Source organism: Peptostreptococcaceae bacterium (assembly GCA_016649995.1).
Lineage (GTDB): Bacteria > Bacillota > Clostridia > Peptostreptococcales > BM714 > BM714.
In genome coordinates this window covers 1-17,064 of sequence record JAENWJ010000036.1, presented here as the reverse complement: position 1 = coordinate 17,064, position 17,064 = coordinate 1, and the positions used below count along the sequence as shown (strand labels likewise).

The 17,064-nt window shown below is 42.0% G+C and carries 14 protein-coding genes, 1 rRNA gene and 1 other annotated feature; of the genes, 13 read left to right on the top strand and 2 right to left on the bottom strand.

All coding sequences use genetic code 11. From position 1 onward, the window contains the following. The 3 genes from rrf to JJE29_06825 all read left to right on the top strand — a co-directional run. Positions 1 to 94, top strand: a 5S ribosomal RNA gene (gene rrf / locus JJE29_06835); the annotation flags it as partial. Positions 95 to 225: 131 nt separating this feature from the next. Beyond that, complete coding sequence (locus tag JJE29_06830) at positions 226 to 486, top strand: winged helix-turn-helix transcriptional regulator (GenBank protein ID MBK5252329.1); 261 nt, start codon at positions 226 to 228, stop codon at positions 484 to 486. Between the two features lie 5 nt (positions 487 to 491). Further along, a complete protein-coding gene (locus JJE29_06825; protein MBK5252328.1) occupies positions 492 to 1,136 on the top strand; it encodes an SdpI family protein in 645 nt (214 codons plus the stop codon). Between the two features lie 49 nt (positions 1,137 to 1,185). Here the strand turns inward: JJE29_06825 and argH are convergent, their stop codons facing one another. Together argH and JJE29_06815 are read right to left on the bottom strand one after the other, a co-directional pair. Continuing rightward, on the bottom strand, positions 1,186 to 2,556 hold the full coding sequence (gene argH, locus JJE29_06820; protein ID MBK5252327.1) for an argininosuccinate lyase: 1,371 nt from the start codon (positions 2,554 to 2,556) through the stop codon (positions 1,186 to 1,188). Position 2,557: 1 nt separating this feature from the next. Next, positions 2,558 to 3,784 carry an argininosuccinate synthase gene (locus tag JJE29_06815; protein ID MBK5252326.1) on the bottom strand — a complete coding sequence of 409 codons (1,227 nt, stop codon included), beginning with the start codon at positions 3,782 to 3,784 and terminating at the stop codon, positions 2,558 to 2,560. A 485-nt stretch (positions 3,785 to 4,269) separates the two neighbouring features. Here JJE29_06815 and JJE29_06810 point away from each other — a divergent pair, with 485 nt between their 5' ends. The 10 genes from JJE29_06810 to JJE29_06765 all read left to right on the top strand — a co-directional run. Continuing rightward, on the top strand, positions 4,270 to 4,950 hold the full coding sequence (locus JJE29_06810) for a GntR family transcriptional regulator (protein ID MBK5252325.1): 681 nt from the start codon (positions 4,270 to 4,272) through the stop codon (positions 4,948 to 4,950). A 129-nt stretch (positions 4,951 to 5,079) separates the two neighbouring features. Further along, the gene (locus tag JJE29_06805; protein MBK5252324.1) at positions 5,080 to 5,601 is read left to right on the top strand and encodes a transcription repressor NadR; all 522 of its coding nucleotides are present in this window, start codon (positions 5,080 to 5,082) and stop codon (positions 5,599 to 5,601) included. Positions 5,602 to 5,673: 72 nt separating this feature from the next. Further along, complete coding sequence (locus JJE29_06800) at positions 5,674 to 6,708, top strand: PTS sugar transporter subunit IIC (protein MBK5252323.1); 1,035 nt, start codon at positions 5,674 to 5,676, stop codon at positions 6,706 to 6,708. 240 nt (positions 6,709 to 6,948) lie between these two features. Continuing rightward, entirely contained in the window at positions 6,949 to 9,729 is a 2,781-nt protein-coding gene (locus JJE29_06795; GenBank protein ID MBK5252322.1) for a UPF0182 family protein, read from the top strand. A 614-nt stretch (positions 9,730 to 10,343) separates the two neighbouring features. Then, positions 10,344 to 11,393, top strand: coding sequence for a glutamate racemase (gene murI / locus JJE29_06790; GenBank protein ID MBK5252321.1), 1,050 nt, complete (start codon positions 10,344 to 10,346; stop codon positions 11,391 to 11,393). A gap of 23 nt (positions 11,394 to 11,416) precedes the next feature. Next, on the top strand, positions 11,417 to 12,049 hold the full coding sequence (locus JJE29_06785) for a GntR family transcriptional regulator (GenBank protein ID MBK5252320.1): 633 nt from the start codon (positions 11,417 to 11,419) through the stop codon (positions 12,047 to 12,049). Between the two features lie 46 nt (positions 12,050 to 12,095). Beyond that, positions 12,096 to 12,309: a binding site (T-box leader), on the top strand. Between the two features lie 47 nt (positions 12,310 to 12,356). After that, the gene (gene serS, locus JJE29_06780; GenBank protein MBK5252319.1) at positions 12,357 to 13,652 is read left to right on the top strand and encodes a serine--tRNA ligase; all 1,296 of its coding nucleotides are present in this window, start codon (positions 12,357 to 12,359) and stop codon (positions 13,650 to 13,652) included. Continuing rightward, complete coding sequence (locus tag JJE29_06775; protein ID MBK5252318.1) at positions 13,639 to 15,234, top strand: phosphoglycerate dehydrogenase; 1,596 nt, start codon at positions 13,639 to 13,641, stop codon at positions 15,232 to 15,234. The genes serS and JJE29_06775 overlap by 14 nt, the downstream gene beginning before the upstream one ends. Before the next feature lie 289 nt (positions 15,235 to 15,523). After that, on the top strand, positions 15,524 to 16,594 hold the full coding sequence (locus tag JJE29_06770; protein MBK5252317.1) for an alanine--glyoxylate aminotransferase family protein: 1,071 nt from the start codon (positions 15,524 to 15,526) through the stop codon (positions 16,592 to 16,594). A gap of 73 nt (positions 16,595 to 16,667) precedes the next feature. Continuing rightward, positions 16,668 to 17,064, top strand: a 397-nt coding sequence (locus tag JJE29_06765; GenBank protein ID MBK5252316.1) for a DUF1015 family protein, incomplete at its 3' end; no start/stop codon positions are given.

The window sequence follows — 17,064 nt, the reverse complement described above, 5'->3', positions numbered from 1 at the left end:
TACACCTGTTCCCATCTCGAACACAGAAGTTAAGCTCCGTTGCGCTGATGGTACTTGGCGGGCAGCTGCCTGGGAGAGTAAGTCGTCGCCGGTTTTGATTTATATATTAAAAGGTTCGGAGTTTGATTCTCCGGATCTTTTAATTTTTTGAAAAACTTGACAAAAGCAGATGCTTGAGATAACAATTAGATAAATAGATAAACATCTAATAAAGGAAGTGGCATTATGAACAAAACTTTTAAGGCCTTGTCCGATCCTACGAGGAGACGTATTTTGGAATTGTTAAACGAAAGGGATATGACTGCAGGGCAAATATCGGATGAATTTGAAATGAGCAAGCCGTCGGTAAGCCATCATTTAAATGTACTTAAAAATGCAAAGCTGATACTTTGGATCAAAGAGGGACAAAATATTCGATACTCGCTGAATACTACCGCATTTCAAGAAATGACAAAATGGTTTTATGATTTTAAGGAAAGGAGTTGAGCGGAATGAAAATAAATCCTTGGATATTAACAATATTATTGCTGTCTTTTGCTGGAGTCATGTGGATGTATCCCTCGCTTCCGGCTGAAATACCGACACATTGGAATATAGCTGGGGATGTCAATGATTATTCATCAAAGGGAATGATAATAGTGTTTGCGGCCCTTCCGGTTGCGATTTATCTATTAATGGTATTTTTGCCCAAGATTGACCCCAAAAGAAAATCATACGATTTACATAAAAAAGCATACGAAGTAACAAAAATTTTCGTTTCGCTTCTATTGTCTGTTTCGGTTTGGATTTCGATTTTGGTAGCGAAAGGAGTCGATTTGGATGTTGGCTTGATAATATCATTGCTGACGGGAATATTGTTTATAACAATTGGAAACTATATGGGGCAAATTAGGCACAATTACTTTTTTGGAATAAGGACGCCTTGGACATTGGCAAATGAAACAGTTTGGAAAAAGACTCATCGCTTAGGCGGGTATACATTCATGGCAATGGGAGTATGCCTGATACTGGTGAATTTTATAAGAGACCATATGCCTTCGTGGATAATGCTTCCAATAATATTGATTGGGGCTGGGGTTCCAATCATTTATTCATATTTTGTTTATAAAAAAATCGTTGAAGACGAAGAAAACTGATATAGAAATGAAAAAAGACGCCGGAAGGCGTCTTTTTTCAATCAGAAGATTATTTAAAAAATTCTTTGTTTGCTTGTATCATTTTAAGAACATTTTTCCGGGAAGTTCCTCCCTCTGAAATTTTTGAATCTGTGCAGTTCTCGATTTTTGCGATTTCAAGCAAATCCTCTTGTATGTCTTCATTGAAGGACCTAAGTTCTGAAATGCTCATGTCCTCTATGTTGCATTTTCTTTCGGTGCAATAGAGAACCATGCGGCCTACGACTTCGTGGGCGCTTCTGAACGGTAGCCCTTTTTTTACGAGGTAATCAGCAATATCCGTTGCATTTAGGAATCCCATTTTTGTAGCTTCCAGCATATTCTCTGTGTTGAAGGTAAGTGTTGCAAGCATTTCTCCGAATATTGGAATGACAGCTTTAAGTGTTTCCACCGTATCGAACATACCCGGTTTGTCTTCCTGCATGTCCTTGTTGTAGGCTAAAGGCAGGCCTTTCATTATGGTCAAAATCCCCACCAGATTTCCATAGATCCGTCCGGTTTTGCCCCTTATTAACTCGGCAACATCAGGATTCTTCTTCTGTGGCATTATCGAGCTGCCGGTTGAGTATGCGTCATCCATTTCTACGAAATCAAATTCGGAAGTATTCCAAAGGATTAATTCTTCACAGAATCTGCTGAAATGCATCATTAATATTGAAGCATCCGACTGGAACTCAATGAGGTAGTCTCTGTCGCTTACAGAGTCGAGAGCATTGAGTGAAACCTTTGCGAAGCCCAGTTCTTTTGCGAGAAAATCGCGGTCTGTTTCGTAGGTAGTTCCGGAAAGTGCTCCGGCTCCCAATGGGAGTACATCCATCCTATCAAGGCAATCGGTCAAGCGCATGTGGTCTCTCTTGAACATCTCAAAATATGCCATTAGGTGGAAAGAAAGCCTGATTGGCTGTGCGTGTTGAAGGTGCGTGAACCCGGGAAGAATGACATCAATATGTTTTTCTGATAATTCAAGAAGGGTTTTTAACAATTCTTCAATTAATCCACAGATTTCAGCTATCTCTTCCTTAAGATACAGTCGTATATCCACAGCCACTTGGTCATTCCTGCTTCTTGCCGTGTGGATTTTTTTGCCTGGGTAGCCGACACGCTCTGTCAAAAGACTTTCAATGTTCATGTGAATGTCTTCATAATCTTCCTTGAAAGTGATGTCCCCTTTTTTGACAGAGCACTCGATTTCATCGAGTGCTGTCAAGATTTTGTCTAATTCTTCGTTTGTAAGAACATCGATTTTAGCCAGCATTTTCGCATGCGCCCTGCTTCCAGCTATATCCTCTTTGTAAAGGTTTTGATCGAAACCGATTGAGGCTCCGAAAGCGTCTACGGTTTTTGCCGTGCCCTTTGAAAAGCGTCCGCCCCAGAGTTTCATATTATTTGTTTTCCTTTTTTTCTTCGGCCTTTTTCTCGTGTGCAAGAATAGCCTTTATTGTCAAAGGAAGCGCGAAAAGATTGATGAATCCGTCAGCGTCCCTTTGGTTGTATACATCGTCTTCTCCGAAGGTTACAAAATCTTCGCTGTAAAGAGTATTAGGCGATTTGCTTGCCACTACCATGCAAGTACCCTTGTACAGCTTAAGCTTGACGGTTCCGTCCATTTCCTTTTGGGTTACATCGATAAATCCGTTCAAAGCCTCTCTTAGAGGGCAGAACCACATTCCGTTGTAAACTAGCTCGGCGTATTTTTCTGACAGGCCCTTCTTGAAGTGCATTGTTGCCTTGTCGAGGACTATTTTTTCAAGTGCCTTGTGTGCCTTGAATAGCACAGTTCCTCCCGGAGTTTCATATACTCCCCTGGATTTCATTCCAACGAGGCGGTTTTCTACTATATCTATGATTCCTACACCGTGTTTTCCGGCAATTATGTTGAGTTCTGCAACCATTGAAGCAGGGCTGTAGGAAATGCCATTTATCTTTATTGGCGTTCCCTCTTCAAATCCTATTTCAACAAATTCAGGCTCATCGGGTGCTTCCTCGGGAGTATTGCACATTTGATACATATCAGTGTCGTGCATATTCCATGTGTTTTCCAAATTGCCGCCCTCATGGCTTAGGTGCCACAGGTTTTGGTCCATGCTGTAGATTTTTTCTTTTGTCACTTGAATCGGAATTTTGTGCTGCTGGGCATAATCGATACAATCTTCTCTTGATTTAAGGTTCCATATTCTCCAAGGGGCGATTATTTCGAGATACGGATTAAGTGCTTTAATGGTTACCTCAAAGCGGACCTGGTCATTTCCCTTTCCGGTAGCTCCGTGGGCGATTGCGAATGCGCCTTCTTTTTCAGCCAACTCGACCAGCTTCTTGGCGATAAGGGGCCTAGCAAATGAAGTTCCAAGCAGATAGTCGTCTTCGTATACGGCTCCAGCTTTCAGGGTTGGGAAAACATATTCGGAAATGAATTCCTCTTTTACATCGAGAACATAAACCTTTGATGCTCCGGTTGCAATCGCCTTTTTTTTAACTTCTTCGAAATCGTCCTGCTGCCCTACATCTACGCAGGCGGCAATCACCTCATAATCGAACTCCTCTTTTAACCATGTTAGTATTACAGATGTATCCAAGCCGCCTGAATAGGCGAGTATGACTTTTTTGTTCATATAAGTAACCTCCAAATGTATTGTTGTGAATTATATTATTATAACAGTAACAAAGGAGCAAATCAACACATATATGCAAAATTATAAATAAATATGCATAAACATGCACTATTGTGATTTTGATGACCCTGTAAAAAACACGAAAGAGGGGGTCGTAAGTGATATATACGATTAAAAAACAGAAAATTCCGAAATATGCAATGTTTCCTACAAAAGCAATGGCATCCGTTGAAAAAATATATAATGCACAATAATATATTTTTTGAAAGCTTTGATAGTACAGGGGTTAAAAATCTTTGTTAATTTCTGAAAAATGAATAATAAAACCCAAAAACACGGTGCTGTTTGCAGGAAGTCAAAACTAATCCTGCATAAACGAATATTCTTGTAATTTTTAGGATATTTGCATGCGTTGACATAAAGTGCATTTTGGGATAGAATTTATTTGATTGGTACAAAAAAACAATGAATAATCGGAGGATTCCATGAGTATTCTTTTTGAGGATAAATCAGACAATAAATCGCTGACGACTGTGATATTTGAAAGAATCAGAGACGACATATTGTACGGGAAATATGAAAAGGGAGAAAAAGTAGTTGAGGCCAAGCTGGCGGACGAGTTCAATGTCAGCAGAACCCCGGTCCGCGAGGCACTTAAGCAGCTGGAATTGGATGATTTGGTTGAAAACATTCCCAACAGGGGAGTGGTGGTAAAGGGTATTTCAAAACAGGATATAGTTGACATATTTACAATTCGCTTGGCTATTGAAGGAATAGCCGTGGAATGGGCCATAGAAAGAATGGATCAACAGGACATGCAGAAAATAAATGAAATTTACGAGCTAATGGAATTCTATACATTCAAGAAGGATGTTAAAAAATTCGCTGAGCTTAATACAAAGTTTCATGAAGCAATTTACAAGGCTACAAAGAGTCGCTATCTTGAGAATGTACTGAAAAACTATCAGGTATTCATGAAGGTTGTGAGGTATAACTCCCTTGAGAAGCCGGGGAGGCTTCAAGGGGCGCTCAATGAGCACAAGCTAATTGTGGATGCTCTCATGAAAAAGGATGTGGAGTATGCTAAAACGGTTGTAATAGATCACGTTAGGCATTCGAAGGAAACGGCTGAGGAAACGGCTGAGGAAACGGCTGAGGAAGCGTAATTGCTTAAAATAAAGGGATTGCCGCCGGTTAATAACGGCGGCTTTATGTTTGCATACGATGTTTGATATACTGTAGATGGAAATGGCGGAAATAAAATTGGCTTTATACAATCAAAAGGATGTGTTTCCATGACGGAAAAAAGAAGGGAAGCCCTCTTGAAGATGCTGAAGGATGCTTCATCGCCTGTAAAAGGCTCATGGCTTGCGGAAGAATTTAAAGTAAGCAGGCAGGTGATTGTGCAGGACATTGCAATACTTAGAGCCAAGGATGTTAATATACAGGCAAATTCAAATGGTTATTACATACCGAAGCCGTCGAATGCAGAGAGAAACATCAAGACAGTTTTCGTAAAACATAGTGGTTATGATGAAATAGAAAAGGAGCTCCAGATAATTGTGGACATGGGAGCCAAAATATTGGATGTAATAGTGATGCATCCCATTTATGGAGAGATAAGATGCCCCTTAGAAATAAACAGCAGATATGAACTTGATCAGTTTATCAAGGAAGCTGATAAAGGTAATGCGGCCCCTTTGGCATCTCTTGCAAATGGTGAGCACATCCATACGATTGAGGTTCCAAATGACATGATTTTTGAAAAAATACTGCAGGCCCTTGATGAAATGGGTATATTGATGAAAGCAGATTGATGGCAGGGCTTGAAATTTGCTTTTTCTTTATGTATAATGGTGACATTACAGCTGACAATACAGGAGGGCATCATGAAAGGGAAAGGCTTTAGAAACTATATTACCAAAACATTGAACGGAATGGCCTTGGGGCTATTTGCTTCACTAATCATTGGACTAATACTAAAACAGATAGGTGAAATGAGCGGCATAGAAGAGTTGGTTTTCTTTGGCAAAGTGGCTCAATTCATGATGGGTCCGGCAATAGGCGCGGCAGTGGCATATAGCATAGCAGCACCGCCGCTTGGAATATTCGCATCAATTATTGCGGGGGCCATAGGGGCAGGAACCTTAACCCAGGGAGACGGTGGCGCATTTGTTGTACATATAGGGGAACCGGTTGGAGCCTTTGTTTCAGCCTTGGCAGCTGCCGAGTTTTCAAAATTTATAAGCGGCCGCACCAAGGTTGATATTGTGCTGGTGCCTGCGGCTACTATCATAGTCGGAGGTATAATTGGGTTTTTCATAAGCCCGGCGATTGCAGAATTCATGAAGGGGATCGGCTTCGTCATTAATCGAGCTACCGAACTGAAACCCATACCAATGGGGATTGCAGTATCCACTCTCATGGGGATGATTTTGACACTGCCCATAAGCAGCGCGGCCTTGGCCATAGCCCTTGGACTGGGAGGGCTTGCGGCAGGAGCTTCTACTGTAGGATGCTCAGCGCAGATGGTTGGTTTCGCTGTTGCAAGTTATCGCGAAAATGGAATGGGGGGATTCTTGGCTCAAGGGCTTGGAACATCAATGCTTCAGGTTCCCAACATAATCAAGAATCCTTATATTTGGATACCTCCGACTCTTACAAGCGCAATACTGGGTCCGATAGCGACATATTTTATTAAAATGCAGAATAACTCCATAGGCGCAGGTATGGGAACGAGCGGTCTTGTTGGGCAATTTGGGACGATAGCCGTTATGAAGGATTCCATGCCGATGGGACAATTGATTTTTATAGTGGCGCTCATGCATTTTATTTTGCCGGCTTTACTCACACTCTTTTTCTCGGAACTCATGCGTAAAAAGGGCTGGATTAAATTTGGAGACATGAAATTGAAACAAAATTGAAGCAAAAAGGCCCGCCTTGTTTATCAAGGTGGGCCCTTTTTTAATGAAATCTTAAAATGCGATGCTGATTGAAGGGATTCAGCTCCCAATACATGGTATAATTAAAATATTGTGAAGGAATAAAGATTAATGGGTATATTTAAGCTGTAAAGAAAATAATATGGGGTGTACTGACTCACCCAAAAAATTAATGGGAGTGATAAAGTGAAAATATTTGGTCAAGATAATAAGGGAACAAGAATGGGCACATCGAGGAAGATGCTTTGGGCAGCTATCATTGTAGTCTTGAGCGTTTTTATAGGTTCGTTCAATACGATAATAAATTTTGTGACGGACTATAAATGGTTCCAATCTTTGGGATACGAAAAGGTGTTTCTGACAAAGATTTTGACTCAATTAAAGGTTGGAATACCTGTGTTTGTAATAGGAACGGTCTTAGTTTACTTCTATTTGATGACTATCAAAAAGGATTATTACAAAAAAGTGAGCACGGTGTATTCTGGGGTAAGCGAGAAAAAAGTCAACCAGATAGCGCTTGGAGGTTCCCTGCTTGTAAGCTTTGTTGCAAGTGCCTCGGTTGCGTCAAACCTGTGGTTTGACATACTCAGATTTTTCAATTCGACGGATTTTAATCTTCAGGAGCCCATTTTCGGAAGGGATATTTCCTTTTATATATTCAAGTATCCACTGATAAACCAGGTTTATATGATGATGACCACTCTGCTTTTGATGCTTGCAATTCTGACGGTTGTCTTTTATTTCATAATGATGTCCATAAGGCGGCCTACACTGTTTGAAACAAGAGACTCGGAGATACCGTTCAACCCGAGAAACATAGATGCCGGAAACTTGAAGAAGGTATTCTCAATAGCCGCAAGGCAATTGCTTGTGATTGGCGTAATCTTCTTTGTGGTACAGGGTCTGGGATATTTTCTGAGGGCATACGAGCTCCTGTATTCATCTAGAGGGGTTGTATATGGAGCTAGTTACACGGACATACATGTCACACTTTTGATGTACAGGGTTCTCATGGCGGTTTCATTTGCGGCGGCTGCCATGCTTTTCATAGGTTTTAGGAGAAAAAGTTTAAAGCTTGCTCTCACAGGGCCCATATTGATTATACTGATTTCAATAGTGGGCAATATAGCTTCCGCAGGAGTTCAAAGCTATATTGTTTCGCCGGATGAGATTTCAAAGGAAACCGAGTATATTGAGTACAACATCAATTACACTCAAGCGGCATACAATTTGGGGAATATTGAGGAAAAAACCTTTGCGGCTGAAACGAATCTTTCAATAGATGACATCCTTGCAAACGACGAAACAATTAGCAACATACGCATAAATGATACAAGACCTGCGGAGCTTGTATACAACCAAAAACAGGGCATACGAAGGTACTATGAATTTAACGATGTGGATGTAGACCGCTATAATATCAATGGAAAGTATATGCAACTATTTGTTTCAGGACGCGAGATGAATCAAAACAAATTCGATAACCTTACATTCATAAACAAGCATTTCAAATATACACATGGGTACGGCGTTGCCGTTTCACCTGTTAATATTGTTACATCTGAAGGCCTTCCGGAGCTCATGGTCAAGAACATACCCCCGGAGACCGACATAGACATTCTTAGAGTTGATAGGCCTGAAATCTATTTTGGAGAACTGACCGACGATTATATAATCGTAAATACACTCGAGAAGGAATTCGATTATCCCGATGGAAATGAAAACGCACAAGCCCTATATGAGGGAAAAGCCGGCGTGGAGCTTGGCGGCTTGAACAAGCTGCTGTTCGCATACAAGCAAAAGAGCCTTAAAATGCTTCTTACGAACAACATTACAGCGGAGAGCAGGATTGTGATTTACAGGAACATCACTGAACGAATCCAGAAAATCGCTCCATATATTCAGTATGATACGGATCCTTACATGGTGGTTGCTGACGGCAAGCTTTATTGGATAGTGGATGGGTACACAGTCAGCACCAATTATCCATATTCGGAGCCTTACTCTGACAACAAGATCAATTACATCAGGAATTCGGTCAAGGTTGTAGTCGATGCATACGATGGGGCTGTTACATTTTATGTGGCCGACAAGGAAGATCCGGTAGTCGAAACGCTAGGCAAGATTTTCCCGACCCTTTTCACGGATATTGGGGAAATGCCTGAAAGCTTAAAATCCCATATACGGTATCCGCAGGTGCTGTTCAACATACAGGCCGATGTCTTCCGCATGTACCATATGAACGACCCGAGGGTTTTCTACAATAAAGAGGACGAGTGGGACATTGCCAGTGAAAAGTATGAAACGGCAGAGCAGCAGATTGAAGGAACATATCTAGTCATGAAGCTTCCCGGTGAAGAAAAAGAAGAATTTGTTCTTTCCCTCCCATATACCCCGAAGACCAAGCAGAACATGACAGCGCTTTTCGTAGCAAGGAATGATGGCGATGTATATGGCAAACTTGTCATCTATAAGTTGCCTAAAAACAAGAATATATATGGTCCTATTCAAATAGAGAACAGAATCGATCAGGACGACGAGATTTCCCAGCAATTCACCCTTTGGGGACAGGTTGGTTCAAATGTAATCCGTGGAAATCTTTTGACCATACCAGTAAATCAATCGTTGCTTTATGTTGAGCCCATTTACCTTCAAGCCAATACTGAAAATAGCATTCCGGAGGTTAAGCGTGTGATAGTAGCCTATGGAGACCAGGTAGTCATGGAACAAACCTTGGAAGAGTCACTTAACAAGATATTCGGAACATCAAGCGATGGCTCCGACCAAGAAGGCGTTGAAGAAGGGGATACAACCTCCGATCTTATAATTCATGCAACAGAGATTTTCAAAAAGGCACAGGAGGCGCAGCAAAATGGCAACTGGAGCCTTTATGGAGTGTATCTAAATCAGCTTGAAAATGTTCTTGAAAAATTGAACGAAATAAACGGAATCGTTCCCGATCAGGAACCGGTTTTAGGTGAAGCTGAATTGCCGGCACAATAGGTGCGCGAGGAAGCAAATTTAAGAGAACAATAAGCAAACAAGGCGCCGCATGCGGCGCCTTGACTTCAGATAAAGTATAGTTAAAAAACGTAGAACGTAGAACGTAGAACGTGGGAAAGAAAAAGGCTAAATACAAAAGACAAAAGAACGACAAATTTAAGTATTGCAATGAGTGGTTTTAGGTTTTTGTATTTGAAACTTGCAGCGTTTAATGCACCACTCGTATTGAGAATCTACTCGAGGCGTTACAGGTTGAGGTTTCATATTGCGATGCATCGACCGAGGCTTGATATTCACAGCTTTGGATAAGGCTAAATCGTCAAGAAATCCGCTTTGGCCTTGGCCCGATGCGAAGCGAGTTTGCGGATTTTAGATTTTGCCGAAAGACGAAGCTCTATGAATACCCACAGGGCACGCGAATCCGCCGCAGGCCGCAGTGAGCAATATAAATCCTTGACCTGAAATCATCAACTTTCTTTTGTTTTTCTTTACACTTTCTACTTTCCACTTTCTACTTAGTTCTTAGACCGGTATGAAGCGTCTTTTTCTTGATTGTTTCCTCGATTAGGAATAAAATGATACCCATAATAGATTCATTATAGGTAGGTGAATGCATGAATGCGGAAAATATATCAAGACCGATTGGCGTTTTTGATTCGGGCATTGGCGGCATAAGCGTTTTAGCGGAACTGATTGAATGGATGCCGAATGAACGATTCATATATTTTGGAGACACTAAAAATGCTCCTTACGGCGTGCGCTCAAAAAAAGAAGTAAGGGATTTGTCAATTGAAGCATGCAGTTATTTAGTAGAAAGAAACGTAAAGGCTATTGTCGTTGCCTGCAATACTGCAACTAGTGCATCCATAACAGAACTCAGAAAAAAGTTCCCTATTCCTATAGTTGGTATGGAGCCGGCTTTGAAGGTGGCTGTTGATGCAGGAAATGGAGGAAAGATTCTTGTTATGGCGACACCCATGACTCTTAAGGAAAGCAAGTTTATGGATCTTGTGGAGCGCTATTCGGGGGAATGCGAAATAGAGAAGCTACCTGCGGCGCAGCTTGTCGAGTTGGTTGAAAGAGATGTTTTAGACGGGGATGAAGCTGAGGAAATTTTGCGCAGCTGTCTGGGAGACCTGACGGAAAAAGGTGTGCAGGTAATAGTCTTGGGATGCACCCATTTCGTTTTTCTTGACGATACGATTAAAAAACTATATGGGGATATTCAGATAGTGGATGGAAATAAGGGTACTGCTAGGCATCTAATGAATTTGCTGATGGGCAGGAATATGCTGAATAAGGAGCCCATAGACGAGGTAGGGGTTGATCTTTGCACATCATCTGATGATGCTGAAACGGTGGAAATATTTAAGCGGCTCCTGAAGAGTCGGATTGAAAAGCTGATGAACAAGAGACAGAAGCATGAAACGGAGAAGGAGCTTGAGAAGAGGATTATAGAGGAAATACGACTTGCACTTCGCGATAATCGAAAATTGACTGAAATTGACAAGAAACTCATTTCCTACAGATACGGCATTCAAAGGGACAAGATAACCGAAGTGTCGCGAATTGCCAGGGAACTTAACATGCCCAAGGCAAAGGTGGAAATTTGTATGGAAAAAGCCGAGAAAAAGCTGTTCAACATAATTAAAGACCAAATATGATTTGCGGAAAAGGTGGAGAGATTATGACATCAGGTAAGTTGCCAAGGTATATAGTTATTGCCCTTGATATTGCAAAGAGGATTAATGATGGAGAGTTGGCGAAAGGTGAAAAAATCAGCGGACGGACAATTCTTGCTGCAGAATACAATGTTTCGCCGGAAACAATAAGAAAAGCGGCAAAGCTTCTAAGGGATATGGATATAGTAGAGATTTTGCCTAAAAGCGGAATATACATAAAGTCTAGTGAACATGTGTCGTCATTCATGGGTACTTACAAGGATAAGGGAAGCATATCTGAAGTAAAGATGGAACTAAAAAAACTTTTGAAGCAAAAGAGTGAAATTGAAAACAGAATTCAAAAGGACATTGAGTATCTTATAGAAAATACGACGCGTGTAAAAAAAATAAGTGAATTGAATTTTAACAAGATACTTGTGCCGCATGACAGCTTTATTATAGGGAAATCTCTTAGGGAGCTTGCGTTTTGGCAAATGACGGGGGCAACGGTTGCCGGTGTAAGCCGCAATGGAGACATACATATTTCTCTGGGTCCGGATTTTGTGATTGAAGAGGGAGATGTGCTTCTTTATGTAGGAGAGGAAGAGACAATGAAAAAGGTCGATAAATTCTTAAAAATAGAAGAAATGGAACAATAAGGCTTGCATAGCATTGGAACATGTGGTAAAATTTTTAAAACATTAAAATATGGCTGTGAAGGAAATAGTAAGCATGCTTTGAAGCAAAGAGAACCGGTGGTTGGTGTGAACCGGTGGAAGAGCATTCTGAATCCGTTCCTGAGTCCGTCGGTTGAATCATTAGTAAACCGATGCGTTTGGCAGGCGTTATTCTGCTTCAAGAGGACGGACCGAAGGTCTGTCAATCAGGGTGGCAACGCGGGAAACTTCTCGTCCCTTCAGGGGGATTTTCGGGAGGCTTTTTTTAATTTCAAAAGGAGGAATGAATATGTTGGACATCAAAAGAATCAGAAGCGATTTCGATGAGGTTAAAAGACTCTTGGAAATTAGAGGCAAGGGGGATTATGGGCTGGATAAAGTCGTTGAATTAGACGGAAGAAGAAGAGAAATAATTGGAGATGTTGAAACCCTCAAAAACAAGCAGAACATAGCCTCACGGGAAATTCCCGAACTGAAGAAGGCGGGTGAGGATACATCCGGCATTTTTAAGGAACTAAAAATACTGTCAAATGAAATAAAGGATATGGATGTAGAGCTTAAGGATATTGAAGGCAAAATGGAAGAAATGCTTTTAACTATTCCTAATACCCCAAGACCTGAAACACCGGTTGGAAATGACGACACGGCAAACATAGAACTAAGAAAATGGGGCAAGCCAAGGGTCTTTGACTTTGAAGAAAAAGCCCATTGGGATGTAGGAACAGATTTGGGCATCCTGGATTTTGAAAGAGCCTCGAAGATTTCAGGAGCGCGTTTCAGCGTATACAAAGGATCGGGAGCGAGACTCGAAAGGTCAATAATCAACTTCATGCTTGATATGCATACCGAGGAGCATGGTTTTGTGGAGATACTGCCTCCGTTCATGGTAAATAGGGAGGCAATGAAGGGTACGGGTCAGCTTCCGAAGTTTGAAGATGATATGTTCCATATACCTGCAAAAGATTTCTTCCTTGTCCCAACTGCAGAGGTTCCGGTAACAAATCTTTACATGCAGGAAATACTAGATGGGGAAAGCCTTCCAATCTATCATACAGCGTACACTCCATGCTTTAGGAAAGAAGCAGGCTCTGCGGGCAGGGATACCCGGGGGCTCATAAGGCAGCACCAGTTCAATAAAGTAGAAATGGTCAAGTTTGTTAAGCCGGAGGGATCCTACGATGAACTGGAAAGTCTGACGGCGGCGGCTGAGGAAGTGCTTCAGCGTCTAGACCTTCCCTACAGGGTTGTTTGCCTTTGCGGAGGAGACCTAGGATTTTCGTCTGCATCCACATATGACATAGAGGTTTGGATGCCAAGCTATGGACGGTATGTCGAGATTTCATCATGCTCTAATTTTGAGGACTACCAGGCAAGAAGGGCCAACATAAGATTTAGGGATGAAAACGGAAAGGTTTCCTATATCCATACACTCAATGGATCGGGGCTTGCCGTTGGGAGAACATTTGCGGCGATACTTGAAAATTATCAAAATGAAGATGGAAGCGTTACGATTCCGGAGGCTCTCAGAACTTACATGGGTGGAAAAGTCCGGATAGAAGTGGAGGCAAACAGTGGAAAAATTTAGAGTTTTAGTGGCGGAAAGGATTTCCGATGAGGGTCTTGCGATATTTGAAGCCGTCCCCGAAATAGAGGTCGATGTAGAGCTTAAACTTAGCAGAAATGATTTGCTTGAAAGAATATCTGATTATGATGCGCTTGTAGTTAGAAGCAAGACGAAGGTGAACGGCGAGCTGATAAACAAGGCCGGCAAATTGAAAATAATTGGCCGAGCAGGAAACGGAATAGATAATATAGACATTGAAGCGGCAACCCTAAAGGGAGTGCTGGTGGCTAATACGCCTGAAAGCAACACTATGTCTGCGGCGGAGCTGGCAATAGGGCTCTTGCTTGCGCAATCCAGAAATATTCCGCAGGCAACTGCCCACCTGAAGAACGGGAAATGGGACAGAAATCTGTTTAAGGGTACTGAGCTTTATGGAAAGACGCTTGGGATAATAGGGTTTGGAAGAATTGGATCCCTAGTTTCAATGAGGATGAGGGCTTTCGGAATGAAAATAGTCGCATACGACCCGTATGTTAGCGATGAGCGTTTTGAAAAGTTTCATGCCGAAAAGAAGGAAACCGTGAAGGAATTGGTAGAAGTATCGGACTTCATAACCGTCCATACTCCAAAGACTGAAGAAACAATCGGCATGATAGGGGAAAAGGAAATTGGATGGATGAAGAAAGGCGTTAGGCTTGTAAATGACGCGCGCGGTGGAATTATCAATGAAAAAGCTCTATACAATGCTTTGAAGGATGGCAGCGTGGCAAGTGCCGGAATCGATGTGTTTGAAACCGAGCCAAGCTTGGACAATCCTCTATTTAAGCTAGACAACATTGTGGTGACCCCACACCTTGGAGCAAGCACGCACGAGGCTCAGCAGAATGTGGGAGAAACCATTGCCCGGCAGGTTATTGGCGGTTTGAGGGGAGAAATTGTTCCGAATGCAGTCAATCTGCCTGCACTAAACCGTGAAAACATAGAAGCGGTTAAACCCTATCTAAAGCTGGCGGAACAAATGGGAAAACTTTACTATCAATTGAACAGGGAACCCGTGGAGTCTGTAGCTGTAAGCTATTACGGAGACATAGCCGGTCAGGATGTGGACTTGGTTACGCTTGCATTCCTTAAAGGATTGCTTGAGCCTGTAGTCAAAGAGGGCGTGAACTATGTAAACGCTCAAAAGCTTGCCGAGGATAGGGGAATACATGTAAGGCAGAAGAAGGATGCAGTTGAGAAGCACCAATACAGGGAGCTTATGAGCGTTAAAGTCAAGAACGGACAGGAAACCTTTGAAATAGCCGGAAATTTGTCTGCAAAAAAGGAAGGCCGAATTGTTTATATCTTGGGATACGAGGTGGATGTGAATCCCACCGAATACATGATGTTCATTCAGAACATGGATGTGCCGGGTGTTATCGGACGCATAGGTACCATCCTAGGAAAAGGCGGAGTCAATATAGCAACTATGCAGGTTGGACGCAATAATCCGGGGGAAAAGGCTCTTATGGTCCTTAATGTAGACGGACCTGTTTCTGCGCCCGTGCTCGATGAAATATCAGGCAAGGAAGATATAATGTGGGCAGAGTCGGTAAAACTTTAAGGCTGTACGCTGGTCAAGAACAAATAAACTGCCGAAGTAGTATTATAACGCAATAAAGCAATCTTCGTCCTGGCTTTAGGCAGGGGCGGAGTTTGCTTTAATACCCGTCCGAAGGGGTCTTTGGACCGAGGATTCTTGCCTCTTGGTGGAAGGGAAAAAAATTCAAAAAATGTCTTTGTCAAGCAAACAAATACGCCTCTTTATATTGTGTTGAGGGAGCGTTTGTTATAAAATTTTAGTGCAGGGACTTTTGATTAAATTAATTCCAAACATAAGAGGAGGAAAACGCATGCATAAGAAATTATTCATCCCGGGGCCGGTAGATGTCAGCGAGGATGTTCTCGAAAAAATGGCGACGCCAATGATTGGGCATAGAACCAAGGAAGCGTCGAAGTTGCAGCGGGATATTTCCGAAAAGCTAATGAAACTCATGTATACGGAAAATCAAATAATTTTGTCCACAAGCTCCGGAACGGGGCTGATGGAGGGCGCGGTAAGATCTTGCACGAGAAAGAAAGCGGCGATTTTTTCTGTTGGGGCATTTGGAAATAAGTGGCATGAAATTGCCATTGCCAACGCTGTGGACGCAGATTTGTTTGAATCGGAATGGGGAAAAATCACAACGCCTGAAATGGTTGAAGAGGCAATGTCAACCGGCAAATACGATTTGGTTACGATAACCCATAATGAGACATCCACAGGAATAATGAATCCCCTTGAAGAAATATCGGAAGTAATGAAAAAATATCCCGATGCGATATTCTGCATGGATACTGTAAGCTCACTCGGAGGGGTCAAGATAGAGGTGGACAAGTGGGGCGTTGACATATGCATAGCATCTACACAGAAGTGCCTGGGACTGCCTGCCGGAATGGCAATATGCTCCATGTCGGAAAAAGCGGTAAATGCGGCCAAAGAGGTTGAGAACAGGGGATTTTACTTCGATTTGTTGAATCTATACAATACTATAAAGAAAAAGGATCATCAGTATCCCTCGACACCTTCCATTTCGCATATGTTTGCTCTAGACTATCAGCTCGACAGGATAATGGAGGAGGGCATAGAAAATAGGTTCGCAAGGCACCTCCAAATGGCTGAACACGTCAGAGGCTGGGCCAAAAAAAACTTCGAGCTTTTTGCTGACGAGAAATATGCATCCAATTCGCTTACAACTGTAAGGAATACAAGAGGCATTTCGGTTGCGGATTTGAATAATGAACTAGGGAAAAGGGGTTTCATGATTTCAAACGGTTATGGAGACCTGAAGGAAAAGACTTTCAGAATTGCCCATATGGCTGATACGCCAACGGAAGACCTTAAGGCACTTCTTGAGAATATCGACAATATTCTAGGATTATAGGAGCGCCGCAAAGGCGAGTTGGAGGAGAAGCGGTTATGACAGTTGACAAGTTTTTCAATCTAAGGAGGTAGTTATGGCAACAGTAAGACCGTTTCAGGGAATTAGACCGAAAAAAGAATTCGCTAAAGAGGTGGCATGTCTTCCTTACGATGTGATGAATAGGGATGAGGCTAAAAAAATGGCTGAAGGAAATCCGAAATCCTTTCTTCATGTGGTTCGTTCTGATATTGATGTGGATGATTCGGTCGATGTCCATGACGATATCATTTATGATAAGGCAAAAGAGAACCTGGAAGAATTTTTAAAAGACGGCATAATATTTCAAGAGAAAAAGAATTGTCTGTATATTTATCGACAAATATTCCGCGGTCGTGTTCAAACAGGCATAGTTGGATGTACATCAATAGATGAATATTTGAATGAAATAGTTAAAAAACATGAATTTACGCAACCTGAAAAGGAACTGGATC

Excerpts from the sequence above, each read along its gene's own strand:
- murI (MBK5252321.1), top strand. The coding sequence starts at position 10,344 with ATGAATGCGGAAAATATATCAAGACCGATTGGCGTTTTTGATTCGGGC.
- JJE29_06805 (MBK5252324.1), top strand. The coding sequence starts at position 5,080 with ATGACGGAAAAAAGAAGGGAAGCCCTCTTGAAGATGCTGAAGGATGCT.
- JJE29_06800 (MBK5252323.1), top strand. The coding sequence starts at position 5,674 with ATGAAAGGGAAAGGCTTTAGAAACTATATTACCAAAACATTGAACGGA.
- JJE29_06810 (MBK5252325.1), top strand. The coding sequence starts at position 4,270 with ATGAGTATTCTTTTTGAGGATAAATCAGACAATAAATCGCTGACGACT.
- argH (MBK5252327.1), bottom strand. The coding sequence starts at position 2,556 with ATGAAACTCTGGGGCGGACGCTTTTCAAAGGGCACGGCAAAAACCGTA.
- JJE29_06795 (MBK5252322.1), top strand. The coding sequence starts at position 6,949 with ATGGGCACATCGAGGAAGATGCTTTGGGCAGCTATCATTGTAGTCTTG.
- JJE29_06825 (MBK5252328.1), top strand. The coding sequence starts at position 492 with ATGAAAATAAATCCTTGGATATTAACAATATTATTGCTGTCTTTTGCT.
- JJE29_06770 (MBK5252317.1), top strand. The coding sequence starts at position 15,524 with ATGCATAAGAAATTATTCATCCCGGGGCCGGTAGATGTCAGCGAGGAT.
- serS (MBK5252319.1), top strand. The coding sequence starts at position 12,357 with ATGTTGGACATCAAAAGAATCAGAAGCGATTTCGATGAGGTTAAAAGA.
- JJE29_06815 (MBK5252326.1), bottom strand. The coding sequence starts at position 3,784 with ATGAACAAAAAAGTCATACTCGCCTATTCAGGCGGCTTGGATACATCT.
- JJE29_06785 (MBK5252320.1), top strand. The coding sequence starts at position 11,417 with ATGACATCAGGTAAGTTGCCAAGGTATATAGTTATTGCCCTTGATATT.
- JJE29_06830 (MBK5252329.1), top strand. The coding sequence starts at position 226 with ATGAACAAAACTTTTAAGGCCTTGTCCGATCCTACGAGGAGACGTATT.